General features: G+C 64.8%; 15 protein-coding genes and 3 pseudogenes. 6 read left to right on the forward strand and 12 right to left on the reverse strand.

Annotated elements, in window-relative coordinates; all coding sequences use genetic code 11:
- Positions 1-268 precede the first annotated feature (268 nt).
- Positions 269-1,144, forward strand: coding sequence for a CbiX/SirB N-terminal domain-containing protein (locus C449_RS05990; protein ID WP_006077076.1), 876 nt, complete (start codon positions 269-271; stop codon positions 1,142-1,144).
- Positions 1,145-2,206, forward strand: a complete 1,062-nt coding sequence (locus tag C449_RS05995) for a DR2241 family protein (protein WP_006077077.1) — start codon at positions 1,145-1,147, stop codon at positions 2,204-2,206.
- Here C449_RS05995 and C449_RS06000 read toward each other — a convergent pair.
- The 3 genes from C449_RS06000 to C449_RS06010 all read right to left on the reverse strand — a co-directional run bounded on the left by C449_RS06000 (position 2,200) and on the right by C449_RS06010 (position 5,053).
- Positions 2,200-2,862 (reverse strand): DUF7524 family protein, encoded by a 663-nt coding sequence (locus C449_RS06000; RefSeq protein ID WP_006077078.1) that lies wholly within the window; start codon positions 2,860-2,862, stop codon positions 2,200-2,202. The genes C449_RS05995 and C449_RS06000 overlap by 7 nt on opposite strands.
- A gap of 18 nt (positions 2,863-2,880) precedes the next feature.
- Positions 2,881-3,075 (reverse strand): methytransferase partner Trm112, encoded by a 195-nt coding sequence (locus C449_RS06005; protein ID WP_193790519.1) that lies wholly within the window; start codon positions 3,073-3,075, stop codon positions 2,881-2,883.
- A 583-nt stretch (positions 3,076-3,658) separates the two neighbouring features.
- Positions 3,659-5,053, reverse strand: coding sequence for an adenylosuccinate synthase (locus C449_RS06010; RefSeq protein ID WP_006077079.1), 1,395 nt, complete (start codon positions 5,051-5,053; stop codon positions 3,659-3,661).
- 274 nt (positions 5,054-5,327) lie between these two features.
- Between C449_RS06010 and C449_RS06015 the strand changes: the two genes are divergently transcribed.
- Positions 5,328-5,633 carry a hypothetical protein gene (locus C449_RS06015; RefSeq protein ID WP_006077080.1) on the forward strand — a complete coding sequence of 102 codons (306 nt, stop codon included), beginning with the start codon at positions 5,328-5,330 and terminating at the stop codon, positions 5,631-5,633.
- A gap of 157 nt (positions 5,634-5,790) precedes the next feature.
- On the opposite strand, the gene lrpA1 is transcribed toward C449_RS06015, so the two are convergent.
- The 7 genes and pseudogenes from lrpA1 to C449_RS06050 form a co-directional block, all read right to left on the reverse strand.
- Positions 5,791-6,219, reverse strand: a complete 429-nt coding sequence (gene lrpA1 / locus C449_RS06020; RefSeq protein ID WP_006077081.1) for an HTH-type transcriptional regulator LrpA1 — start codon at positions 6,217-6,219, stop codon at positions 5,791-5,793.
- A gap of 78 nt (positions 6,220-6,297) precedes the next feature.
- Positions 6,298-7,321 (reverse strand): annotated as a pseudogene (locus tag C449_RS06025) (thiamine pyrophosphate-dependent enzyme).
- A 3-nt stretch (positions 7,322-7,324) separates the two neighbouring features.
- Positions 7,325-7,822, reverse strand: a complete 498-nt coding sequence (locus C449_RS18975) for a hypothetical protein (protein WP_394295349.1) — start codon at positions 7,820-7,822, stop codon at positions 7,325-7,327.
- A pseudogene (locus tag C449_RS18980) lies at positions 7,802-8,605 on the reverse strand (hypothetical protein); the annotation flags it as partial. The pseudogene C449_RS18980 and the gene C449_RS18975, both read right to left, overlap by 21 nt.
- Position 8,606: 1 nt before the next feature.
- Positions 8,607-9,709: pseudogene (locus C449_RS06035) on the reverse strand (2-oxoacid:acceptor oxidoreductase family protein); the annotation flags it as partial.
- A gap of 182 nt (positions 9,710-9,891) precedes the next feature.
- Entirely contained in the window at positions 9,892-11,352 is a 1,461-nt protein-coding gene (locus C449_RS06040) for a sugar transferase (RefSeq protein WP_006077085.1), read from the reverse strand.
- Positions 11,353-14,359: 3,007 nt separating this feature from the next.
- A complete protein-coding gene (locus C449_RS06050; protein WP_006077087.1) occupies positions 14,360-14,656 on the reverse strand; it encodes a hypothetical protein in 297 nt (98 codons plus the stop codon).
- Between the two features lie 238 nt (positions 14,657-14,894).
- On the opposite strand from C449_RS06050, the gene C449_RS06055 reads away from it, so the two are divergent.
- Both C449_RS06055 and C449_RS06060 read left to right on the forward strand, forming a co-directional pair.
- Positions 14,895-15,818, forward strand: coding sequence for an alpha/beta fold hydrolase (locus C449_RS06055; RefSeq protein WP_006077089.1), 924 nt, complete (start codon positions 14,895-14,897; stop codon positions 15,816-15,818).
- 117 nt (positions 15,819-15,935) lie between these two features.
- Positions 15,936-17,246 (forward strand): DUF7405 family protein, encoded by a 1,311-nt coding sequence (locus C449_RS06060; RefSeq protein WP_152415668.1) that lies wholly within the window; start codon positions 15,936-15,938, stop codon positions 17,244-17,246.
- Positions 17,247-17,272: 26 nt separating this feature from the next.
- Here C449_RS06060 and C449_RS06065 read toward each other — a convergent pair whose 3' ends face one another.
- Positions 17,273-19,006 (reverse strand): CRTAC1 family protein, encoded by a 1,734-nt coding sequence (locus tag C449_RS06065; protein ID WP_006077091.1) that lies wholly within the window; start codon positions 19,004-19,006, stop codon positions 17,273-17,275.
- 121 nt (positions 19,007-19,127) lie between these two features.
- On the opposite strand from C449_RS06065, the gene C449_RS06070 reads away from it, so the two are divergent.
- Complete coding sequence (locus tag C449_RS06070) at positions 19,128-20,165, forward strand: lysylphosphatidylglycerol synthase transmembrane domain-containing protein (RefSeq protein ID WP_006077092.1); 1,038 nt, start codon at positions 19,128-19,130, stop codon at positions 20,163-20,165.
- Here C449_RS06070 and C449_RS06075 read toward each other — a convergent pair.
- Positions 20,162-21,400 (reverse strand): sulfatase-like hydrolase/transferase, encoded by a 1,239-nt coding sequence (locus C449_RS06075; protein ID WP_006077093.1) that lies wholly within the window; start codon positions 21,398-21,400, stop codon positions 20,162-20,164. The genes C449_RS06070 and C449_RS06075 overlap by 4 nt on opposite strands.
- Positions 21,401-21,586 lie beyond the last annotated feature (186 nt).

The following is a 21,586-nucleotide window of genomic DNA, read 5'->3' on the forward strand; positions in this document are numbered from 1 at the left end:
GCAAAAATCGTCGAATCGTGCGACTCGTCGACCACAAGTCACGACACAAATGAGAACCGCAAGCCACACTCTCCCCAGCCGATTCGCTCCGCTCGGTCTTCGACCTCGCGTCACTCATCCCTCGCACGAGTCGCGCACCTCTGGTGCGCTCCCGAGCGCCAACCGTCACCGTTCAGCCTCGACAGCCGGCTTGCGATCCGTCGTTTCGAGCAGCGGCTTTCCGGAGACGAAGCCAATAAGCCTACTGCGCCCTTCGAATCGACTAGTTATGCCGGCGCTCGTCATCGCCGCCCACGGCTCACACTTGAACCCTGGCTCGCACGATCCGGCCTTCGCCCACGCCGACACGATACGCGGGGCCGGCGCGTTCGACGAGGTCCGCGAGGCGTTCTGGAAGGAAGAGCCCTCGTTCCGCGAGGTGCTTCGCACAGTGGAAAGCGAGGAGGTGTACGTCGTCCCGCTGTTCGTGAGCGAGGGCTACTTCACCGAGCAAGTCATCCCGCGCGAACTCCGCCTGGAGGGGTGGGACGTCGCGGACTGGGATTCCGATGGGACCGACGCCGACCACGTCACGCTCACCGCCGACGATGTCGGGAAAACCGTCCACTACTGTGGACCCGTGGGAACCCACGAATCGATGACCGACGTGATCGTCCAGCGCGCTGAAACCGTCACCGGCGATCCCGACGTGGGCGAGGGGTTCGGGATCGCCGTCGTCGGTCACGGCACGGACCGCAACGAGAACTCCGCGAAGGCAATCGAGTACCACGCCGAGCGAGTCCGCGAGACCGGGCGGTTCGACGAGGTTCAGGCGCTATTCATGGACGAGGAACCCGAAGTCGACGACGTGACCGAGTACTTCGAGGCCGAGGACGTGGTGGTGGTCCCCCTCTTCGTCGCCGATGGGTATCACACCCAGGAGGACATCCCCGAGGACATGGGGCTGACCGACGATTACCGTGAGGGCTACGACGTGCCGGCCGCGGTCGACGACACCCGGATCTGGTACGCTGGCGCGGTCGGAACTGAGGCGCTGTTGGCCGACGTCCTCCTCGAACGTGCGGCCGACGCGGGCGCGGACGTCGGAAACGCGCTCGATCTCGTCCGCCAACGAACCCGTGGCACCGCCGCGGCGGGCGATTGAATGAACGACACCCAGTTGAACGCGCTCCGCGAGGCCGCCGCCGACGGTGTTTCGTGCGACGGGCTTCGAGTCGAGCGGACAGGCGAGGAGTACACTTTCGCGACCCCGGAGGCAACCCACGAGGGCCTCGACGAGGAGTCGCTCGACGCGCTCGCACAGGAAAACCCGTGGCTGGTCTCGAACTGGCACTTCTGGGCGGGTGCGAGCGAGACTCGCCGGGCGTACTGCCGGTGGATCGAGCGCGCCGATGAGCTCGGCGTGCGCGAGCGCTACGAAGCGCTCGTCGAGGGACTCTCCCGCGAGTGGGGTGAACTCCTCGTCACGGCCGGACTCGGCGAGGACGGCGAGCGCGTATACGAGCTCCGTCACGTCGACGACGTCGACACGGAGCCCGACGCGCTCGCACTCCACGACGACCCGCTCGATGCACGCGAGATCGCCACCGCCGACGAGGACGGCCGGTATCGGCCGTTGAAGACCGCCCCGACGCTTCGGCGCGGCTGGCGGTTCGCGGGGCTCGACGCCCGTGACCTCGTTCGCACAGTCGAATTCTTCTACCCGGCGACGGTGGCGAACTGGTCTCGTGAGCGCGAGGGCGACCTCGACGTGACCCACTTCCGCGAGACCGCAGACCGCCAGACCGGGATTTACCAGGTAGTCGACGAACTCGACGCGGAGGGCGTCGAGAACCTCGCCGCCGCGTGCTGTGTCGACTCACAGTGTCTCAAGCGCCGCGAGTGGGACGAGGACGACGAAACGGAACTCGACGTCCCGCGCGGCGACGGCGCGTTCCCGTGTCGGGAGCCGTGTTCGCTCGTGATCGCCGCCGCTCGGCAGTGGGCGATCCTCGAAAGCGAGGAGTCACGCACCTACGAATTCGAACTGACACCGAGCGAAAAGAACCAGATCGAGGACATCCTGGGTGCCGTCGCCGATGGCCGAACCGACGAGATCCGCGAGGCCGACGTCGCCGATGGAGCGAACCGCTATCGAGCGCGGTATCTCCGGGCGAAACGGACCGACGACGACGGGAACTTCGAGAACGTCGTCGAGCGTCAGTAAAGCAGTAGATAGCCCGCGACGACGAGTCCGCCGAGGACGGCGAGTGCGCCGACGAACATCGCGATGCCCTCGAGAAACAGGAGTCCGACCCCGAGCAGTATCACGAGTGCCGTCCCGCCGAGCAACACCGGCGTGTCGAGGCCCGACGACTGTCCGACGGACGATCGCCGCGACGAATGATGGGAGGACGACGGCTGAGAGGACGCCCGTCGCGACGCGGATCGGCCCGACGACGATCCCGTGCTCGTCGTACTCGTCGTGTTGGACGAGCGCGTCGTGGTTCTCGATCGATTCGACCCCTGAATCAGTGACTCGTCGATCTCGACGGTCTGTTTGCCGGCGGTGGGTTCGACCGAAACCGCGATATCGTGAGTTTCGCTGCCGTAGGCGGTGGCGACGGTGAGCGTCCCCCGGACGGGGCCGGTATCGTGAACGCTGACCGGCACTCGACTCACCGCGCCGGTCCGGATGTAGTGGTTGCCCGACGGGAGCGAAGCGACCTCCGCGAGGCCGTTGTTGAGCCGGAGATGGGCGTGGGCGGCCTCGCCGTGGTTCTCGATCTCGATCACGAACGAGTCGGCGGTCTCAAAGCTGTCCGGGGCTTCGATCGAGTGGAGGCGATCGCGGTTGAGGTGGACGGCAAGCGTCTCAGACACGGTCAGCTCCCCACATTCTCAGGCCGGTGCGTCGTCGCGCATGTCCGGCGGGAGGAGGTTCGGGATCCCCTCTTCGATGGGGTACTCCTCGCCGCACTCGGTACAGACGAGCCGCCCTTCGAGCACCTCGTCGTCGTCTCGTTGGATGGGTTCGAGCTCGAGCTCCTGCTTGTCCATCGGACACCGGATGATGTCCATCAGCGACTCCTTCACCGGCGCTCACCCCGATTCATGCGCGGAGCGAGGTTCGGCGGTGATAAAAACGTGGCGCTCGCCCGCGGTGCGGCGGTGCGGTTGCGGTGGCGGCGCGGCCGCGGGAGCGGTGGCGGTGTGGTTGTTGTGTGGTTGCGGTCCTGGCGGATGGAGGGCGAGGCGCGTGAGCGACCGCAGGGAGCGAGCAGCGAACGAAATGAGCGCGCGCCGTCGTTCCGCTTCGCTCCACGACGAGCCTCACGCTCGCTCCGCTCGCGTGAGACGCCGAGGGCTTCGGCGGTGGTGGTGACGGTGCGGTTCCTTGGTGGATCGAGGGCGAACGACCGGAGTTCTCGTGAGCCGAAGCGAACGAGAGCACGGAAGAGCGAAGCTCTCCCCGAGGGAGTGAGGGCTCGGACGGTGCTGTGTGATAGCGGTCGCGGGAAGCGTAGCATCCGCGAACGAGCGTAGCGAGCGCGGTTCGCCGTGAGCGAACGGAGTGAGCGAGCGGGTGTTTTTAGTCCAGGTTTTGCGAGGAGTGGTGGGCGAGCGACCGAGCAACGCGAGGGAGCGAGCGCACCCGACGAAGTAAACAGTGGGGGGGTTATTGGAACGGATCGTCGAGGACGATCGTCTGTTCGCGGTCGGGGCCGACGCCGATCGCCGAAATCGGGACATCGAGTTCGTCGCTGACGTACTCGACGTAGGTCCGGGCGTTCGCTGGCAGTGCATCGTAGCCCTCGTTCGCGACGGCGTCCCAGTCGGCCTCGGACCAGCCGTCGAACGATTTGTACTGGGGCTCGCACTCGCTCCACCGCTCGGTGGTTGCTGGCATCGTTTCGACCGTCTCGCCATCGAGTTCGTAGGCGTGGCCCACCTGAAGCTTCTCGATTCCCGCGAGCGTGTCGACGTGGTTGATCGCGAGTCCGGTGAACCCGCTCGCGCGCGCTGCGTGACGCAGCATCGGCATGTCGAGCCAGCCGATCCGGCGCGGCCGGCCGGTGACGGTGCCGTACTCGCCGCCAGCCTCACGGATGTGATCGGCGAGATCCGCCATATCGGGATTGCCACTGTCCGCTGGCGTCTGCCCCTCGACAAATCCCATCTCGGTCGGGAGCGGACCCGCTCCGACCCGTGAGAGATACGCCTTGACGACGCCGATGACTTCGCCACTGCCGACGACGGTCGGTCCGAGGCCCGTCCCCGTGGCCGCACCGCCCGCCGTCGGATTCGAGGAGGTCACGAAGGGGTAGTTGCCGTGGTCGATGTCGATCGCGGTGCCCTGCGCACCCTCGAAGAGGAGCTGTTCGCCGCGCTCGACGCGCTCGTCGAGATACGCGCCACAGTTCACCGGCATGTCGTTGTCGACGAGTCGTTCGCCGTATGCGCGATACTCGGCGAACAGCTCGTCGACATCGAACGCGCCGTCGAACGCCGACGGATCGCGGTCGTACACCGACTCACACAGTGCACGTTTTCGCGGGACGAGGGATTCGAGGCGATCGCGGAGCACTGCGGGATCGAGCAGGTCGCCGACCCGAATCCCGCGGCGCGCTGCCTTGTCCTCGTAGGCCGGCCCGATCCCGTTGCCGGTGGTGCCGATGTGGTCGTCCTTCGCGTCCTCCTCGATCCCATCGAGCGCACGGTGATACGGGAAGATGACGTGGGCGCGTTCGGCGACTCGAACGTCCGGATCGAGCCCACGATTGCGGAGCCCTTCGATCTCCTCGAACAGCGTCGCGGGGTTGACGACGCAGCCGTTGCCGAGCACGCCGGTTTTTCCCCGGACCGCGCCGCTCGGCACGAGCGAGAGTTTGTACTCTGCGCTCGTGTCGTCCGATTCCGTTCGCTCGTCGGTCGGGTCGTCGTACACGACGGTGTGGCCGGCGTTGTCGCCACCCTGATATCGACAGACTACGTCGGCCGGCTCGCTCCAGCGGTCGACCATCCCGCCCTTGCCCTCGTCGCCGAGCTGCGCGCCGACGATCGTTACGGTCATAGCCGAGGGTTCCGACGTTCGGGATAAACCGATTACGGTGTGCCTGTCGGTCATCGCCCGACCGGAATCAGCCAGCATTCCTCCAACCAACACCATTTTTCGGCATTCTTCGCCGTTGGCTACCGTCGGCCGGAAAGTATATTCGATATGCGTCCGTATCTCTCACGAGAATCGTCGGCGCGCGTGATGGTGGTCCCAACGCTGGCCTCACCACCGATCGTAGCCGCCCTCGGCAGTAACCTTTAAACCGTCTCTCCACGAGTTAACAAGTGCCATGATAGATCGACTCGAAAAGGAAGTCGATATGCTGGAGCGACATCTCCAGGTACTGCGTATCGTGATCGAAAGCGAACCGATCGGCATCGTGAAGATGTCGAACGAGACCGGTTACCCCCACCACAAGGTGCGATACTCGCTGCGCGTGCTCGAAGAAGAGACTCTCATCGAGCCATCGAGCCAGGGGGCAATCACGACCGAGCGCACCGCCGAATTCGTCGAGGAGCTCGACGGCAAGATCGACGGGATCGTCGAGAAACTCGACGGCATGAAGATCGAAGACGCGCCCGAAGCTGAATCGTAATCTCGACTGACTGATTCCCGATCGTCTCAGACCGTTCGTTCGAACGCTGACGCGTTCGTTGTGACCGGACGAGACCGAACACCGTTTCTGCGGTGTTTTCCTCTCTCGATAGCAGCTGCTTCGGAATGTTCAGGCTGTCACAGCAGCCGCCAGTGGCTCACTTGAGCCGTTCCTGAAGGAAGGAGGGATGCGCAGCGGTGACGCCGTCGATCGGGAGGATGGCATCTGCAATGATTGCGCCGACCGCATCGCCGTCGGGTGCACGGACTTCGGCCATCAGGGTGTGATCGCCGCTCGAACTGTACAGTGTCTCGATATCGTCGACGTTCTTGAGCTCGCGAGTCGCCTCAACGTAGCGTCCGCTCTCGACTTCGATGCCGACGAACGCGATCGATCGGCCCGAGAGCTTTTTCGGGTCGATGTCCGCGGAGTAGCCGACGATCACGCCGTCGCCTTCGAGTTTCTCGATGTACTTTCGAACCGTAGGTTTCGAAACCCCGGCTCGTTCGGCGATCTCGGCGTACGAGGCTTGGGCATCCTCCTCCAAGACGGAGAGGATGCGGTCCTCGGTAGCGTCCGCGCTCATGGATGATAGTTGGCGTGCGCGAAAAAATATCTTCCGAACCCGAAACTCGGGATCGAGTCGGCAGAACCCCGGGAGGGCTTACTTGTGGACGTCGAGGAGGTCGTAGCTACGTTCCCACTCGTAGTCGTCGTCGAAGTACCGCTCGGCGAGGGGATCCTCGGGCATCTCGCCGGTCTGGCGCTTCTCCTCGCCGTAGGATCGTCGATCCTCGTCGACGTAGAACCGCCCCGTGAGAACTTCGCCCTCGTAGAGTTTGTCCTCGGTTTCGTGCATCATCTCGGCGGCCTCACGTCGATCCGACACATCGAAGTCGAACTCGTCGGATTGCTGAACATCGGTATAGGGGACGTACTGTTTGGCGTCCTTGTTCCAGGTGGGACACTGGGTGAGGAAGTCGACGTGGGCGAACCCGTCGTGTTCGATCGCCTCCGCGAGGACTTCGGTCGCTTGTCGAGGATTCACCGCCGCCGTCCGCGCAACGTAGGACGCCCCCGCCGACAGTGCCATCGAGAGCGGTCGAATGGGGTCTTTGGCCGAGCCGTGGGGCTGAGTCTTCGATTTGTGACCCTTCGGGCTCGTCGGCGAGGTCTGACCTTTCGTGAGTCCGAAGATCTCGTTGTTGAACACGATGTAGGTCATGTCGTGGTTCTCGCGGGCGGTGTGCATGAAGTGGTTGCCACCGATACCGTAGCCATCGCCGTCNGATGTAGGTCATGTCGTGGTTCTCGCGGGCGGTGTGCATGAAGTGGTTGCCACCGATACCGTAGCCATCGCCGTCACCACCCGCCGCGATCACCTCCAACCCTGGGTTGGCGAGCTTCGCCGCCCGGGCGACGGGCAACGATCGGCCGTGGATCGAGTGCACGCCGTACGACTCGAAGTAACTCGATAATTTCCCGGAGCAGCCGATACCCGTGACGAGAAGCGTCTCGTCGGGCGTCCGCCCGACTTCGGGCATCGCGCCTTTCAGAGCTTTGAGGACGCCGAAGTCACCACACCCCGGACACCACGTCGCCTGGGGTTCGATCCCCGGCGTGAACACCTCGCGGTCGATCTCGTCGTCCTGTGCCGCACTGCCGATCGCGCTGAATGACTTGCTCATGGATTAATCACCTGCCGCCGGTTCGAGTCGGACTTGCGCCGTCGGTGGCTCACTGCCACCGTTCACCTGGACGTCGAAGCCCTCGACGATCTCGCCCGGCTCGAACGGGTTGCCATTGTATTTCAGCAGGCTTGTGAGTTTCTCGCCGAACCGTCCGAGTTCCTTCTGGGTGAGCCCGCGGAACTGTGCGCTCGCGTTCATCTCCACCACCAGACACTCCTCGACCGACTCTAAGAATGCGGTCACGTCGGCCTCGGGATACGGCATGAGGTCGCTCACGCCGAGTGCCTTCACCGAGTGGCCATCCTCATTCAAGCGGTCGACGGCCTCCTCGACGGTGGGTTGCTGGCTGCCCCAGACCAAGATCCCGTATTCCGCATCGTCGGGACCATACGCCGTCTGGCGATCGAGGTCGGTACTGTCGAGGTCGTCGCGGATGGCATCGAGCTTGCGGAGGCGGCGGTCGGTCTGAGCGACGCGGTTGTCGGGGTCCTCCGAGATGTGGCCTTGCGGGGTGTGTTCGTTGCCGGAGGCGAGGTAGCGCCCGCCCTCTTGGCCGGGGATCGATCGCGGACTCACACCATTCTCGGGATCGTGCTGGAAGCGATTGAGCTTCCCCGAGGCGTGGTGGGGAGCCTCCGCGATCTCCTCTTCGGTGAGCGTGCTTCCCAAGTCTGGGTTGGGCTCGCGATCGAAGTGAGCTTCCGGAACGTTGGTCATCTCGCCCGAGAGTTTTTGATCGATGACGATCACGGCGGGAATCTGGTACTCGTAGGCCACCCGGAAGGCTTCGCGAGCCTGATCGTAACACTCCGCGACGTTGCCCGGCGCGAACACCACGCGATTCGAGTCGCCCTGACTGGTGTAGAGGACGTGCTCCAGATCGGCCTGTTCGGGTTTGGTGGGCATCCCGGTCGAGGGACCGGCACGCATCGCTTCGACCAGGACNGAGTCGCCCTGACTGGTGTAGAGGACGTGCTCCAGATCGGCCTGTTCGGGTTTGGTGGGCATCCCGGTCGAGGGACCGGCACGCATCGCTTCGACCAGGACAAGGGGCGTTTCGGTCATCTCCGCGAGGCCGAGCGGTTCGGACATCAGTGCGAACCCGCCACCCGAAGAGCCACTCATGGCTTTCGCTCCCGCATGGGAGGCACCGATGGCGAGGGCGGCGGCGGCGATCTCGTCTTCGACCTGTTCGGAGATCCCGCCGAGTTCGGGGAGGTGCTGGCTCATGATGGTGAACACGTCGGTCCAGGGCGTCATCGGATAGCCCGCGATGAACCGNTTCGGGTTTGGTGGGCATCCCGGTCGAGGGACCGGCACGCATCGCTTCGACCAGGACAAGGGGCGTTTCGGTCATCTCCGCGAGGCCGAGCGGCTCGCTCATCAGCGCGAACCCGCCACCGGACGACCCGCTCATGGCTTTCGCGCCGGCGTGGGAAGCACCGATAGCGAGGGCGGCAGCGGCGATCTCGTCTTCGACCTGCTCGGAGATCCCGCCGAGTTCGGGGAGGTGCTGGCTCATGATGGTGAACACGTCGGTCCAGGGCGTCATCGGATAGCCCGCGATGAACCGNTCGGAGATCCCGCCGAGTTCGGGGAGGTGCTGGCTCATGATGGTGAACACGTCGGTCCAGGGCGTCATCGGATAGCCCGCGATGAACCGACAGCCCTCGTCGATCGCGCCGTAGGCGAGCGCGTTCGAGCCGTTGAGCAGCACCTGCTGTTCGTCGTGTGGTTCGGCGGTCGGTGCTTCCAACTCGTGGGTGTGCTCCAACTCTGTCGTCTGCTGGTAGGCCTCCTCCAAAACGGTGAGGTTGTCCTCGAGAATGTCCCCGCCCATGTTGTCGCTCATGAGCTCCTCGAACGGATCGGTCTCCATCCCGAGGAGGGCGGCCGTCACGGCAACGCCGGCGGTGTTGCGCATGATCTCGCGGCCGTGTTCGCGGGCGATCCCGCGGAGATCCATCGGATAGACGTGCCAGTCGTTCTCTTCGACGCGTTGGTCGANTCGAAGTCGTCGATCTCAGAGGCATCGAGCAAGCCCTCGTCGTAGACGATCACGCCGCCCTCCCGAAGCTCGTCCAAGTTCTCCGAGAGGGGCTTGGCCTCCTCGTTGCCGTAGTAGGCCTCGTCCTGGGGGTTCCGCGCGAAGCTGTCGCCGAGCGCCAGCAGGAAGTTGTACCCGTCGCCGCGCGACTTCACGTCGTGCTCTGCGGCGCGCACCTCGACGTAGGTGTGCCCGCCCCGGATCCGCGAGGGATAGTGTCGGTGGGTGAAGACGTGCAATCCGGCCCGCATCAGCGCCTTGGTGAAACTCTGGCTGGTCGAGTCGATCCCGTCACCGGAACCGCCCGCGATCCGCCAGATGAGTTCTGTTCCTGTCATAACTGTCCTCGTCGAACTGCGTGTGGTGGCGTTTGTGACGATGTTATAAAAGGGTTTTCAGCATATCGATATGAATCGATCATGTGGGTTTGGCATATATTCACATTGATTATCATCGGCGACCGACAACTCTCTCGGAGGACTACATCACAACACGGACAGTGGTACTGTCGGCGGTCGAATCACTTCTCGGAGCTGTCATCAGTCGCGACAACCGTTAGTGTATCACTTATGACCATCCAGACCTGGCGAACGACGATCCGGACATCGACCCAGAACGATTGCTGGTGGATGTACTGGGTGTCGTACCGGAGTTTCCGCTCGGGATCGTGGCCAGTGGCACCATTGATCTGGGCGAGGCCGGTCAGACCGGGTTTGACGAACCACCGCCGTCGCCACTGGGTAATGCCGGACTCGATGTCGGCATCGAGTTCGGGACGTTCGGGTCGTGGGCCGACGACCGCCATATCGCCGACGAGGATCGACCAGAGTTGAGGAATCTCGTCGAGATGAGTGCGTCTGAGGATGCGCCCGGTGCGGGTGACGCGGGAGTCGATACCGCCGGCGTCCTCCTCGCTCAACTTCGCGCCGGTGTCGGCCTCGGCATCGTTGACCATGCTCCGGAACTTGTAGATCTCGACGGTTTCGCCGAACTCCGCGGTGCGCTCCTGACCGTAGAGCACTGGCCCCGGACTATCGAGCTTGATCGCGACCGCGATCGGGAGAATGATCGGCAGGAGCACGATCAGCCCGGTGGCGGCGAACGCGATGTCGAACAGCCGCTTCAGCGCCCGGTCTTCCCAGTCCCAGGGTTCGAGTTGGATGTCGACGAGGCCGACGACACTCGTATCGGTAGTGAGGACGCTGTCGGCGTGTTTACGGTGGGCTTTCGCGGCCACGCCGTGGTCGTAACATGTCGCGAGCGTGCCGAAGAACTCCGCGCGATCCGATCGCTCGAATGCGAGCACTGCAGTGTCGATGTCGTGTTCGACGAAGACCTCTTCGAGCCGTGAGAGCCCGCCGAGACACTCCACGTCGTCGAGACGAGGCTGCTGGTGAGTGCCACCGTCGGCGAATCGGGTGGCTGATTCCTGTCCTACAGGTGTGGGGTCGTACTGGATGGCAGGGGCGACGTAGCCCACGATCGAGAGATCGGTGGTTTCGAAGATTTCGGCCATCGCAGTCGGATCGTCGCCGACCAGCACCGCGCGGTGGTTCCCGGCGGCAGGGCGTCGACGGATCAGGACGAACCACGCGGGGAGCCAAACCCCAAGTAGCACAGCCATCATTACGAGCGTAGTCCGGGGAAGTCGGTAGGTGTAATCGAGGTAGCCGACCGCAGCAAGCGCGAGACACGCCGCAAACAGCCGACGGACAGTGAGTGAGATGGTGTCGAGAATCCGGCGGGGCCGAGGCTTGAACAGTGGCCCAAGTGCGATAAACACCACGACGAGGGCAGTAGCTGCGGCCACCGTCAACGCTCCGTCGGTGAGTGTCGTGGGCACGAGTCGGCCCGAGACGGGGAGCGACGTCAGGATCTGCTGAGCGAACGGGTGATTGGCTACCACGATCGCGCCTACGACGAGCACAGCAGTTCCGAGGGTGCTCGCGACGCGATACCGCAGCCCTGTGGTAAGCCCCATGGATGCGACCGATCACTCTAACCGACCGAATCGGCGGGCATAAGCATTGTGGAAGGTCTTGTACGAACGACGATGCGGATTTTAGAGACTGCAACTCCCGACTGGTAACGGCGTCACGGATTCAGCTCCCTCTCGTCACTAGCGCCCGACGAACGCCTTTCGGACACGGCGATACCACAGTACGGGTCTTGAGGCGTCGATTCAATCCAGACTCTGTCGGACTGCCTCGCGTGGCGATCAACAGTTCTGGCAGTAAGCTACTACCGAGAATGATAGCCATTGTCGATTGCTATCCTTCCAGCCGCTCGCCGGCCCGATGTCACCGAAGACGGTCGACAACTGCTGTTACGGCAGACGCCCGAACGACGGCAGCGCGTCCTGCTTTTTCGATGCTTGTGTCGGGTTCGCGAGCACCGACCCATTCCGGTAGACGGTGGCGTCGCCGTCGATGTCGAGACTCTGGATCTCGCCGAGGTAGGCGAAGCTGTCGCGGCCACCCTCGCCGACCTGGCCGGAGACGGTCCGACCGTTGACGGAATCGTTGGGGTCGGCGGCACCCATGACGGCGCTTTTCACGACGCCGTCGGAGGTGGTGAACTCGAACTCGGCGTGAGTGTCGCTCTCGATGGAGAGGGTGTTGGGAAGGAACTCGGCGGGATCGACGTTCTCGCCGTTGTAGTAGAGATTCGCACCACCATCGAGCACNGTGCTCGATGGTGGTGCGAATCTCTACTACAACGGCGAGAACGTCGATCCCGCCGAGTTCCTTCCCAACACCCTCTCCATCGAGAGCGATACCCACGCTGAGTTCGAGTTCACTACCTCCGACGGTGTCGTCAAAAGCGCCGTCATGGGTGCAGCCGACCCCAATGATTCCGTCAATGGTCGGACCGTCTCCGGCCAGGTCGGCGAGGGTGGTCGCGACAGTTTCGCCTACCTCGGCGAGATCCAGAGTCTCGACATCGACGGCGACGCTACCGTCTACCGCAACGGTGACGCGATCGATCCCGACGAACTCGGATCGGGTAGCTCCGGTGGATCGAACGTCCTGACGATCGAGGGTGCACCGGGGGCGGACTACGAACTCGCGGCGAGCGACGGCCTGGCGAAAACCACCACGATGGACGGGGCGACGNTCGCTCTCGATGGAGAGGGTGTTGGGAAGGAACTCGGCGGGATCGACGTTCTCGCCGTTGTAGTAGAGATTCGCACCACCATCGAGCACCAGCCTGGTGATCTCACCGCCGATGGCGAAGCTGTCCCGGCCGCTGCCACCGACCTGACCGGTCGCGGTGGTCCCGTCGATGGTGTCGTTCGGATCGATCGTCGCCCCGTCCATCGTGGTGGTTTTCGCCAGGCCGTCGCTCGCCGCGAGTTCGTAGTCCGCCCCCGGTGCACCCTCGATCGTCAGAACGTCCGCGCCCGGACCCGGCTCCGACGATTCTGGTTGTGGTTCGGGCTCCGGCTGCGGCTTGGATGGTGACGCACCGTTCGGGACCGGACAGGTGCCGCTGTCGCCGATCCCGCTGACGGCGACCGACGCGTTCTGGCGGACGACGCTCTCGCCCGCCACGTCGATCGTTCCGTTCCGGAGCACGCAGTCGTCGGAATCGACGATCGTGACTCCGTCTCGACCGGCTCCTGTAACGTGGATACAGCACCCCTCGATCATCGATCCGGAGCGCTGGCGCAGCTCGATTGCCGACGTCCCGCTCGCACTCCCGGTGACGCTGACGTTCCGCAGCGTGCCGTCGTACGGTGCACCGGTGTTGTAGGCCCCGCCAGTCGGATCCTTCGCGAGCACGCCACGAACCCCGTCGATGTCGACCCTGATACGGGTGTTGCGAACGTGGAATCGGCCGATATCGCCCGATGCGACCACTCCGCCGCCGGAGTGGGGGGCGTCGGCGATCGTAATGTCACAGTTTCGGACCTCCGGTCCGGCGGTGTCGAGTGATCCGACTTCGAAGCGGACCCCGCGTCCGTTGAGCATCTGTCCCGGGTTGGGGCTGCTACTCGCTTCGGCGTCGACCTCGATGGTTGCTCCATCGACGTAGCTCCCCTCGCTGCCGATCCGGACCTGTGAAATATCGTTGTTCCGGAAGGTGCCACCCTCGACACGGACGACGCCGTAGGTTCGGCTGCAGTAGAGCCCGTTGTTCGGGAACCCCTCGATGTGGCAGTTCCTGAGCGTGATGGTCCCTCTGGTGCTCATCCCGATCCAGACGCCGACGCGTCCCTCGCCGCGGTTGTACGCCCCCATCATACCGGCGTCGTTCACCGTGACGTTCTCGACGACACCGGTGCCGTCCGCCGAGCGAACGATGGGCGAGAGCGCGTTCGTGACCGCCGGGTTCCCACCGCCCGCGCCGCGTGGTTCGCTGTCGAAGTGGACTCCCTGGCCGATGTACTCGACGTCGTGAACGTGGAGATCGTCGGCCGCACCAAGGTGGAGTCCCGGCGTCGCCCCGTGGGCCCGTTGATCGATGTCGATGTTCTCGAACAGTAGCCCGGTTCCGCGGTCAGCGACGAGCACTTTCTCGTTGAACCCCTCGGGAACCGCGAAGCGAACGTCGCCTTCGCCGAGGAACCCGAGGTTCGTGGCATCGAGCACGACGTTCTTCTCGGTGAACCTGTAGGTTCCAGCCGGGAACTTCAGGAGCGTGTAGTCGTCGGCCGCTGCCCGCAACTGGTCGTCACACGGTTCCGTGCCGGTTGGATCGCAGCCGGCGTCCTCGACCATGTTTACGGTTCGTTTGAACCGGATTCCCCGGTGTTCCGCGGCGCTCGCCGATCCCGAAAACAGCGCGGCTGAACCGGCGGCGATCCCCGCGGCTTTCAGACACGATCGTCGATCGATGGCGAAGTCGCTTTCCGTCTCGCTACCCCTCCGGCCGCATTCGCTATCATTGCGTGGCATCAGTGTTTCGCTGGTTGGTTGTTTCCCAAAGGCCCCTCCGAGACTCGCGGACTGCATCCGTCCCCCTCGAAGCGGTCCGAACGGTCGCTAAACCTTCCCCTCCGTTTCGAGGAAGAACAGGGTTCGCTCGCCCTTCGCGGTGAGCCCGTACACGCGCTCGTCGTCGGTAACGAGGAGTTCGGTGAGCTCGCGATCACGGAGCTCCGCCGCTGCGTCCCTTGCGCTGGCGGCACTGACGGATCGCTCGGCAGCGATCTCGTCGGGGGCCGCGGGTCCCTCAACCAGCTGTTGGAGCACGGCGACGCGCGCCGCCGATCCCGTCACGAACTCGCTGGCGTTTTCCTCTGTTGTGGCCTCGGCTTCGATGGTTGGCGTTTCTGGCATGTCGTATCTCCGTCCACTTTCGCGTAGATTAACTGAACAACACTATATAAATAATTCGTCATAGAGATTAACGATTGAGAGCCATCGTCTTCAACACACGATGCAGCAGCGATCGGTTTTCGACATCGATTCGTCGGAGGATGTATTCCCCCTATTATAATCGTTGTGGCCGTTCGCCGGTCGTTACCGGCCGTAGCTCATCATCACGTATAAGCCACGGTTGCCCGTTGGCGTCCACATGAAACTTCGCGCCGCCGTCGGTGCTCTCGCTGGCGCGGGACTCGTCGCCGTGACCAATCGTGCACTGACCGGTCGTGCGGGCGTGCTCGATCACGCGCTTCCCGGCACCCAGCACACGTACCGCTGGCGAGGGTTCGACATCGCCTACGCCGAAGCGGGCGATCCGGACGATCCCGACTGTCTCCTGCTCCACGGGATCAACGCCGCCGGATCGAGCCGGGAGTTCGAGCGAGTCTTCGAGCAACTCGCCGCCGAGTACCACGTGATCGCGCCCGACTTTCCGGGGTTCGGACGCTCGGACCGGCCGCCCCTCGTGTACTCCGCGTCACTCTACACCACGTTCGTGACCGAGTTCGCTTGCGAACTCACCGACGACGCGGTCTGTGTCGCGTCGTCGCTTTCAGGTGCGTACGCCGCACTCGCTGCCGACGACGCCGGCTTCGCCGAGCTCGTTCTCGTCTGTCCGACCGCCGAGACGATGCCCGAGCGTCGGGTGTGGTTCCGCTCGCTGCTCCGCTCGCCGTTTGTCGGCGAAGCGCTGTTCAACCTCCTCGCCAGCAAGCCCTCGCTCCGGTACTTCGAACGCGATCACGCCATCGCCGACCCGTCGATTCTCACCGAGGAGTATATCGACTATCGCTGGCGGACGACCCACCAGCCGGGTGCGCGGTTCGCCCCCGCCTCGTTCGTGAGCGGGTTTCTCGATCCCGACATCGATCTCGGCGATCGACTCGCTGCGCTCGACATCCCGACCACGATCGTCTGGGGCCGCGATGCCGATCCCCCGGGACTCGAACGCGGTCGGGAGCTTGCGGATACCGCCGACGCGCGGTTGGTGGTGTTCGACGACGCCAAACTCCTTCCGCACGTCGAACGGTCGGCGGCGTTCGTCGATACACTCGCCGAAACGCTCCCGGCGTAGCGCCATCGCCGGCCGAGACTGCTACGCTGGCCGCGGCCGTCCCGACGACCGCAACCGCTGTTGGCGAATTTGTTACACGACGATACAGCTTTCCGTTCCGACACCGTTGGCCCGGCCGTGCCATCCGATCCTCCTCGGCCGATCGACCGCCGCGCATTCGTGAAAAGCGCGGTGGCGATCGGCGGCGCGAGCGCGTTGTCGGCGTGTCTCGACATGGAGGCGAACGCCGACTCGTCGGGCGAACCCGAGTTTCCGCGCGGTCCCGATGACCTCTCGACCCTCCCCGAGCGACAGCACGCGTGGAACGAGTTTCTGGTCACGGACGCCAACGGTGACACCGTCCTCCCGCGCCACCAGGTGCTGCTCTCGCTTTCGTACACCGGGTCGGTACCGCCGACTGACGCCGAGCGAGAGACCGTCGAGAACACGTTTCGCACCGTCGAACGAGCCTTCGAGCGCGGCACTGGCGGCGAAGCCGGCGCGACGTTCAACGACGGTCTCCTGTTCATGTTCGGGTACGCGCCCGCGTACTTCGCCCGGTTCGACGCGTCGCTGCCGGACGACATCGATCTCCCGACGCCCACGGCCGTACTCGACGAGCTCGACGAGCCGACCGATCGTGCCGACAGCGCCGACGCACTCCTGACCTTGAACAGCGATTACGGCTCGATCCCGCTCGCGGTCGAGGAAGCGCTGTTCGGTGAACAGGACACGCTCAACGGCGTCGAGATGGACGCGACGTTCGACGAGGTCTTCGAGGTGGTCGACCGCCGAACCGGCGTCGTTGGTCGAGGACTGCTGGCGGAGGAGATCGATCACGACGCGATCGACGACGACGCACCGCTCTCGATGGGGTACAAGTCGGGCTATCAGGACACCAACCCCGCCGAGGATCGCGTGACCGTTCGAGAAGGACCGTTCGCCGGCGGGACGACCCAGCTCACCTCGCGGCTGGGCATCGATCTCGACGCGTGGTACGATCTCGACGCTGACGCCCGCGTGACCCAGATGTTCAGCACCGCACACACCACGCGGGAAGTGGGCGAGACCGGCGAGAACCTCGGTGGTCGGAGCGGGATCACCGAGGAGATGGCCGAAGACCTCGAAACCAAGGCCGACGACCACGGCCGGCTGGGCCACGCACAGAAGGCTGCGCGGGCGCGCGACAACGATTTCGCTCCCAAGATCCTTCGGCGATCCGAGGGAGTCGGTACCTCGCCTGACCACGACGCGGGAATGAACTTCAACTCGATTCAGCGCGGGATGGAGAGCTTTATCGAGGCGCGAAAGGCGATGGACGATCTCGGTGGTGCGGACGCCCACCACAGTGGGATCGTCGACTTCCTTACTGTCGAGCGCCGGGCGACGTACCTCGTCCCGCCGCGCCCGTTGCGGGCGCTACCGGGGCCGCGACCCGACCAGGAGTGATCGTCGCTCGGTGGTATGGGTAATCTTCAGCCCGTGGCGTTCCGATAGCTCGCGCGGTCGGCGATTCCATCGGGCGTCACCACGATCCGCTGGCCCGCCGAGACGTTTCCGAGGACGCGCTCCGTGCCGTCGGGCCAGACCACACGGAGTGCCGATACCGACTCGTTCTCGCCGAGCCCGAAGTGAACGAAGCGGGTGTCCTGGGACTGGTAGTCGGCCTTTGCGGTGTTCATCCGGAGCTGGGTGTCGTTGCCAGTAGTGGCGTACACCCGTGCGCCGAGCGAGGTGTAGTCCAGGCTCCCTGACTTCACGCGAACCTGGAGGCTGTTGCCCTGTGTGGCGTTATTGCGGTAGAGCCGGTGGCGGTCGTCGTAGGTCGCCAGCGCGAGGTCCGCAGTTCCGGAGCGATCGTAGTCGAGGTGGGAAACTCCGCGACCGTTGGTCGATTCGAACCCGATCCCGGTCGCGCTCTGGCGGTAGAAGTCGCCGTCGTGCTGGACCCACGTCATCGGGGTCGGGTACCGTGGTTCGGAGTCGTTGAACGCAATGACGGTCTGGGTGGTGTGGAACACGTCCTGCTCGCCGTCGCTGTCGAAGTCCGTGATCGCCGCCGCCCAACCCCAGCCACCCCGGTACAGGCCGAGACGCTCACCGGCGTAGGTGAATCCTGCGTCGGTGGCGTTGGTACGGCCCGTGTCGCCAGCACTGCTGGTGCTGCCGGCGTTGTTCGTGCCGTTCGTCTCGTTTGCTCCGAGCAGTACGTTGTTGCCCCGCATTCGCTTGCCGAGGCGGTTCTCGACGAAGCTCTCGAACAGTTCTCGCTCCTGTTCGGACAGCGCGCTCGTGTTCTCGGGGAAGTAAATGTTGGTGACGAACAGATCGAGCCGACCGTCGCCATCGAGATCGGTCGTCTCGGAGGACATCCCGTTCCGGTCGGTCTCCTCGCCGAGCACCCGCTTTTCGAACGTGCCGTCGCCCTTGTTGTAGTAGATCGTGTCGTTGTAGTAGTCGTTGGCGACGTGGATGTCGGATCGGCCGTCGGCGTTGAGGTCGACGAAACTGGTCGCGAGGCTCCAGTGTGAACCCTCGATCCCGGCGTCGGTGGCGCGCTCGAACCCGCCGCTTGCGTTCGTGGCGTCCGCACAGGTCCCGCGGTAGAGCAGGTTCTGGTTACCGTTGTCCTGCTCGATCAGCGTGGTCGGCGCGTTCCACGCGCGCGGAGTGGTGTTCTCCCAGTCGCCGTACTGGGCGATGAACAGGTCGGGACAGCCGTCGCCGGTGTAGTCGGCGGCGCTCGCACTCACCGGGATCGCGAGCTCGTCGTCGAGCCCCACGTCAATCTCGTGGAATTCGCCCTCGCGGTTTTCGAGGAAGACTGGTGTGGCGTTCCGCCGGAGTACGAGGAGATCCTGCCAGCCGTCGGTGTCGCGGTCGAAAAAGAGCGCGCTCTGAACGTGGCCCGGTATCGTGGGGAGCGCCTCCGAGCGCTCGAACGCACCACCCGTGTTGTGGAAGAGTGCGGGATCGTCGCCACCGATGGCGAGGAGGTCTGTGTGAAGATCGTTATCGTAATCCGCGGTGTAGACGCTGTCGTTGCCGTTGCCGAGGCCCGAATCCGTCGTCTCGTAGTCGAGACCGGCGTCGTCGGCCGCGGCGAATGAGAGCGCAGTGTCCGAGGGAGTCCCGCCCGTCGCCCCGCCGAGACAGCCCGCAAGCACCACGGCGGCAACGAGAACGATCGCTCGGAACCCCTCGCGCATACGCCACGGTCGAGAGTCGACGGGATAAGTATACCGCCGTTCTGGGTTCGGAACGAACGGTGCACCCCGACTCACGGGGCGGTTCCGCCGGGTTCAAGCGCTCCCCCCGTGTGGGGCGGGTATGCGTCGCGGAAAGCTCTCGTCGGTGCTCGTCGGGTTCGCCGCCGCCGGCGTCGTGTTCGCCGCGCTGTTCTGGTTCGTCGGCGTCGAGGACGTGCTCGCGGCGATCACGCGCGCCAGCCTCCCACTCGTGGGCGTCGTCGCCGCGATGATCGTAGCATGGCTCCTCGCATGGGGACTCGCGCTCCGCTGCATCCTCGCGGCGCTCGGCGTCGATCTCTCGTCGTTCGATTCGGTGCTTGTCACCGCCGCTGCGGCCTTCATCAACCACGTAGTGCCGTTCGGCCAGGCGAGCAGCGAACCGGTCACGGCGTGGCTGCTGACCGATATCTCCGACACGGAGTTCGAGACCGCACTCGCCTCCATCGCGAGCCTCGACGCGCTCAACTTCGTCCCCTCGCTCTCCTTTGCGGTCGTTGGCGTCGGGTATTACGCTACTGCGGTCGCGCTCAGCGACGGGCTCGCGGTACTGGTCGCCAGCGTGATCGTGGCGGCGGTCGGACTACCACTACTGGCAGCGCTCGCTTGGCGGCGTCGCGTGGCGCTCCAGCGCCGACTCGTAAGTGGTTTGACGCCGGTGATCCGTCGGATCTCGGGCGCGCTTCCTGGTGATCCGCTGGAACCCGACGAGATCGCAACCCGGATCGGGAACTTCGTCGAAGCGGTCGAGCGCGTCGCGGGCGATCGGCGGCGGGTGGCGGCCGCACTCGCCTTTTCGGCGACCGGCTGGGCGTGCCAGGCGCTCGGGCTCTGGGTCGCGCTGCTCGCTGTCGGCGCGTCGGTTCCGATCTACATCCCGTTTTTCGTCGTTCCGATCGGCACCACCGCGAGCATCGTGCCGACGCCGGGTGGGCTCGGCGGGATCGAGACGGTCAACATCACCCTCCTCGTGCTCGTGACGAGCGTGAGCCCGACGACTGCGACCGCCGCGGTGACGATCCACAGCGTCGGCGGGTTCTTCCTGACCAATAGCTTAGGTGCCGCTGCGGCGGCGACGATCAAGATCCGCGGTGCGTCGATCGTGGGCCGGCCAGCTTAGAGATAACCGAGGTCCCGCAGTCGGGCGTCGATGTCGAGTCGTTCGGCGTCACCGAGTTCCTCGGTCGGGAGGTGGCGTTGCAGCCGCGACGCCAGCCGGTCGGCCTCGATCGGGGCGAGCTCTCGGGGATCGGCGTCGAGATCGTAGAGCTCTGCATCCCACTCGCGGTCGGGGTACTCTACGTACTTCGCACCGTCATGGCGGATCGCGCGCGCCCAGTTGCGCGTGCGATGGAGCGACGCACCGCACGCCCGCATGTACGCCGGACGGTCGGTAACTCCGTCCGCCGGCAGGAGCGCTTCGCCGTCCATTCCGACGTCGATATCGATGTCGAGTGCCGCGAGTAACGTCGGGAGAACGTCGATCTGCCGGGTCTGGGCGGTGATCGTCGCAGGGTCGATCCCCGGCCCGGAGAGGAGGAAGGGGACGTTGGTCGCGAAGTCGAAAACGTTCTCACCGTGGCCGTTTTCGAGGAAATGATCGGCGATGTCGGGGCCGACCCCATCGAGCGAACGATTCAATCGGCCGACCACGGCGCGAGTGTCGACGCCGCCGTAGTACCGGACGGCGTCGCGGACGCTCTTGCCGAGAAGTCGGAGCGGGTTGTGGCGGTGGGTGATGCTCTCACCGTGATCGCCGTGGATCGCGACGAGGGTGTTCTCGGGAAGTGCCTCGACCAGATCCTGGAGCTCCCGATCGAGCGCGCTGAGCGCACGGGTGTATCCAGTGTCGCCGTAAGCCGGTTCGTCGTATTCAGCAGGTACGTCGATGTCTTCGTGGAGCTCCCACAAGTGGACGAACGCCGCGAACGGCTCCGGAAGCCCCGCGAGCCGGTCGTGCGCAGTCTCGCGCCAGTCGCCGAACAGCGACCGGTCCTCCTCGCGGTGGCGGTAGACATCGAACCCCCGATCGAGATCAGTCTCTGCGACCAGCGGGCCGGTGACGAGTGCTTCGGTGTGCCAGCCGTGTTCGGCGAGGATTCCGGGGAACGTCGAGATCTCGGGGTCGAGCCGACCGTGCTGGAGCGAGTGGACGCCGTTGCGCTCGGAGTACGAGCCCGTGAGGAGGCTCGCGACTGCGGGCGTCGTCGTGGTCGCGGTCGCGAAGAGCTGCTCGCAGGCGAGTCCCGATGCTCTGAAATCGTCGAGAAACGGCGTGTCGGACGCGCTCGACGCGAGGCAGTCCTCACGGAGACAGTCGACACAGAGCACGAGGAGGTTCGGTTTCGAGGGCACGGCTACTGTCCGGGATGGTGGCTCCGGCGGTCAAGGACTTTCCGGAGTCGGGTCGGTTGGCGGGCGAGCGGTAGCGGTTCGGTTGCGGGCCTCGGCGGATCGAGGGCGAGGCGAACGAGCGTAGCGAGTGAGCCGAGGGCTCGGGCGGTGCTGTGCGGTCAGCGGTTGTGTGGCGGTAGTGTAGCG

The organism is Halococcus saccharolyticus DSM 5350, from assembly GCF_000336915.1.
GTDB lineage: Archaea > Halobacteriota > Halobacteria > Halobacteriales > Halococcaceae > Halococcus > Halococcus saccharolyticus.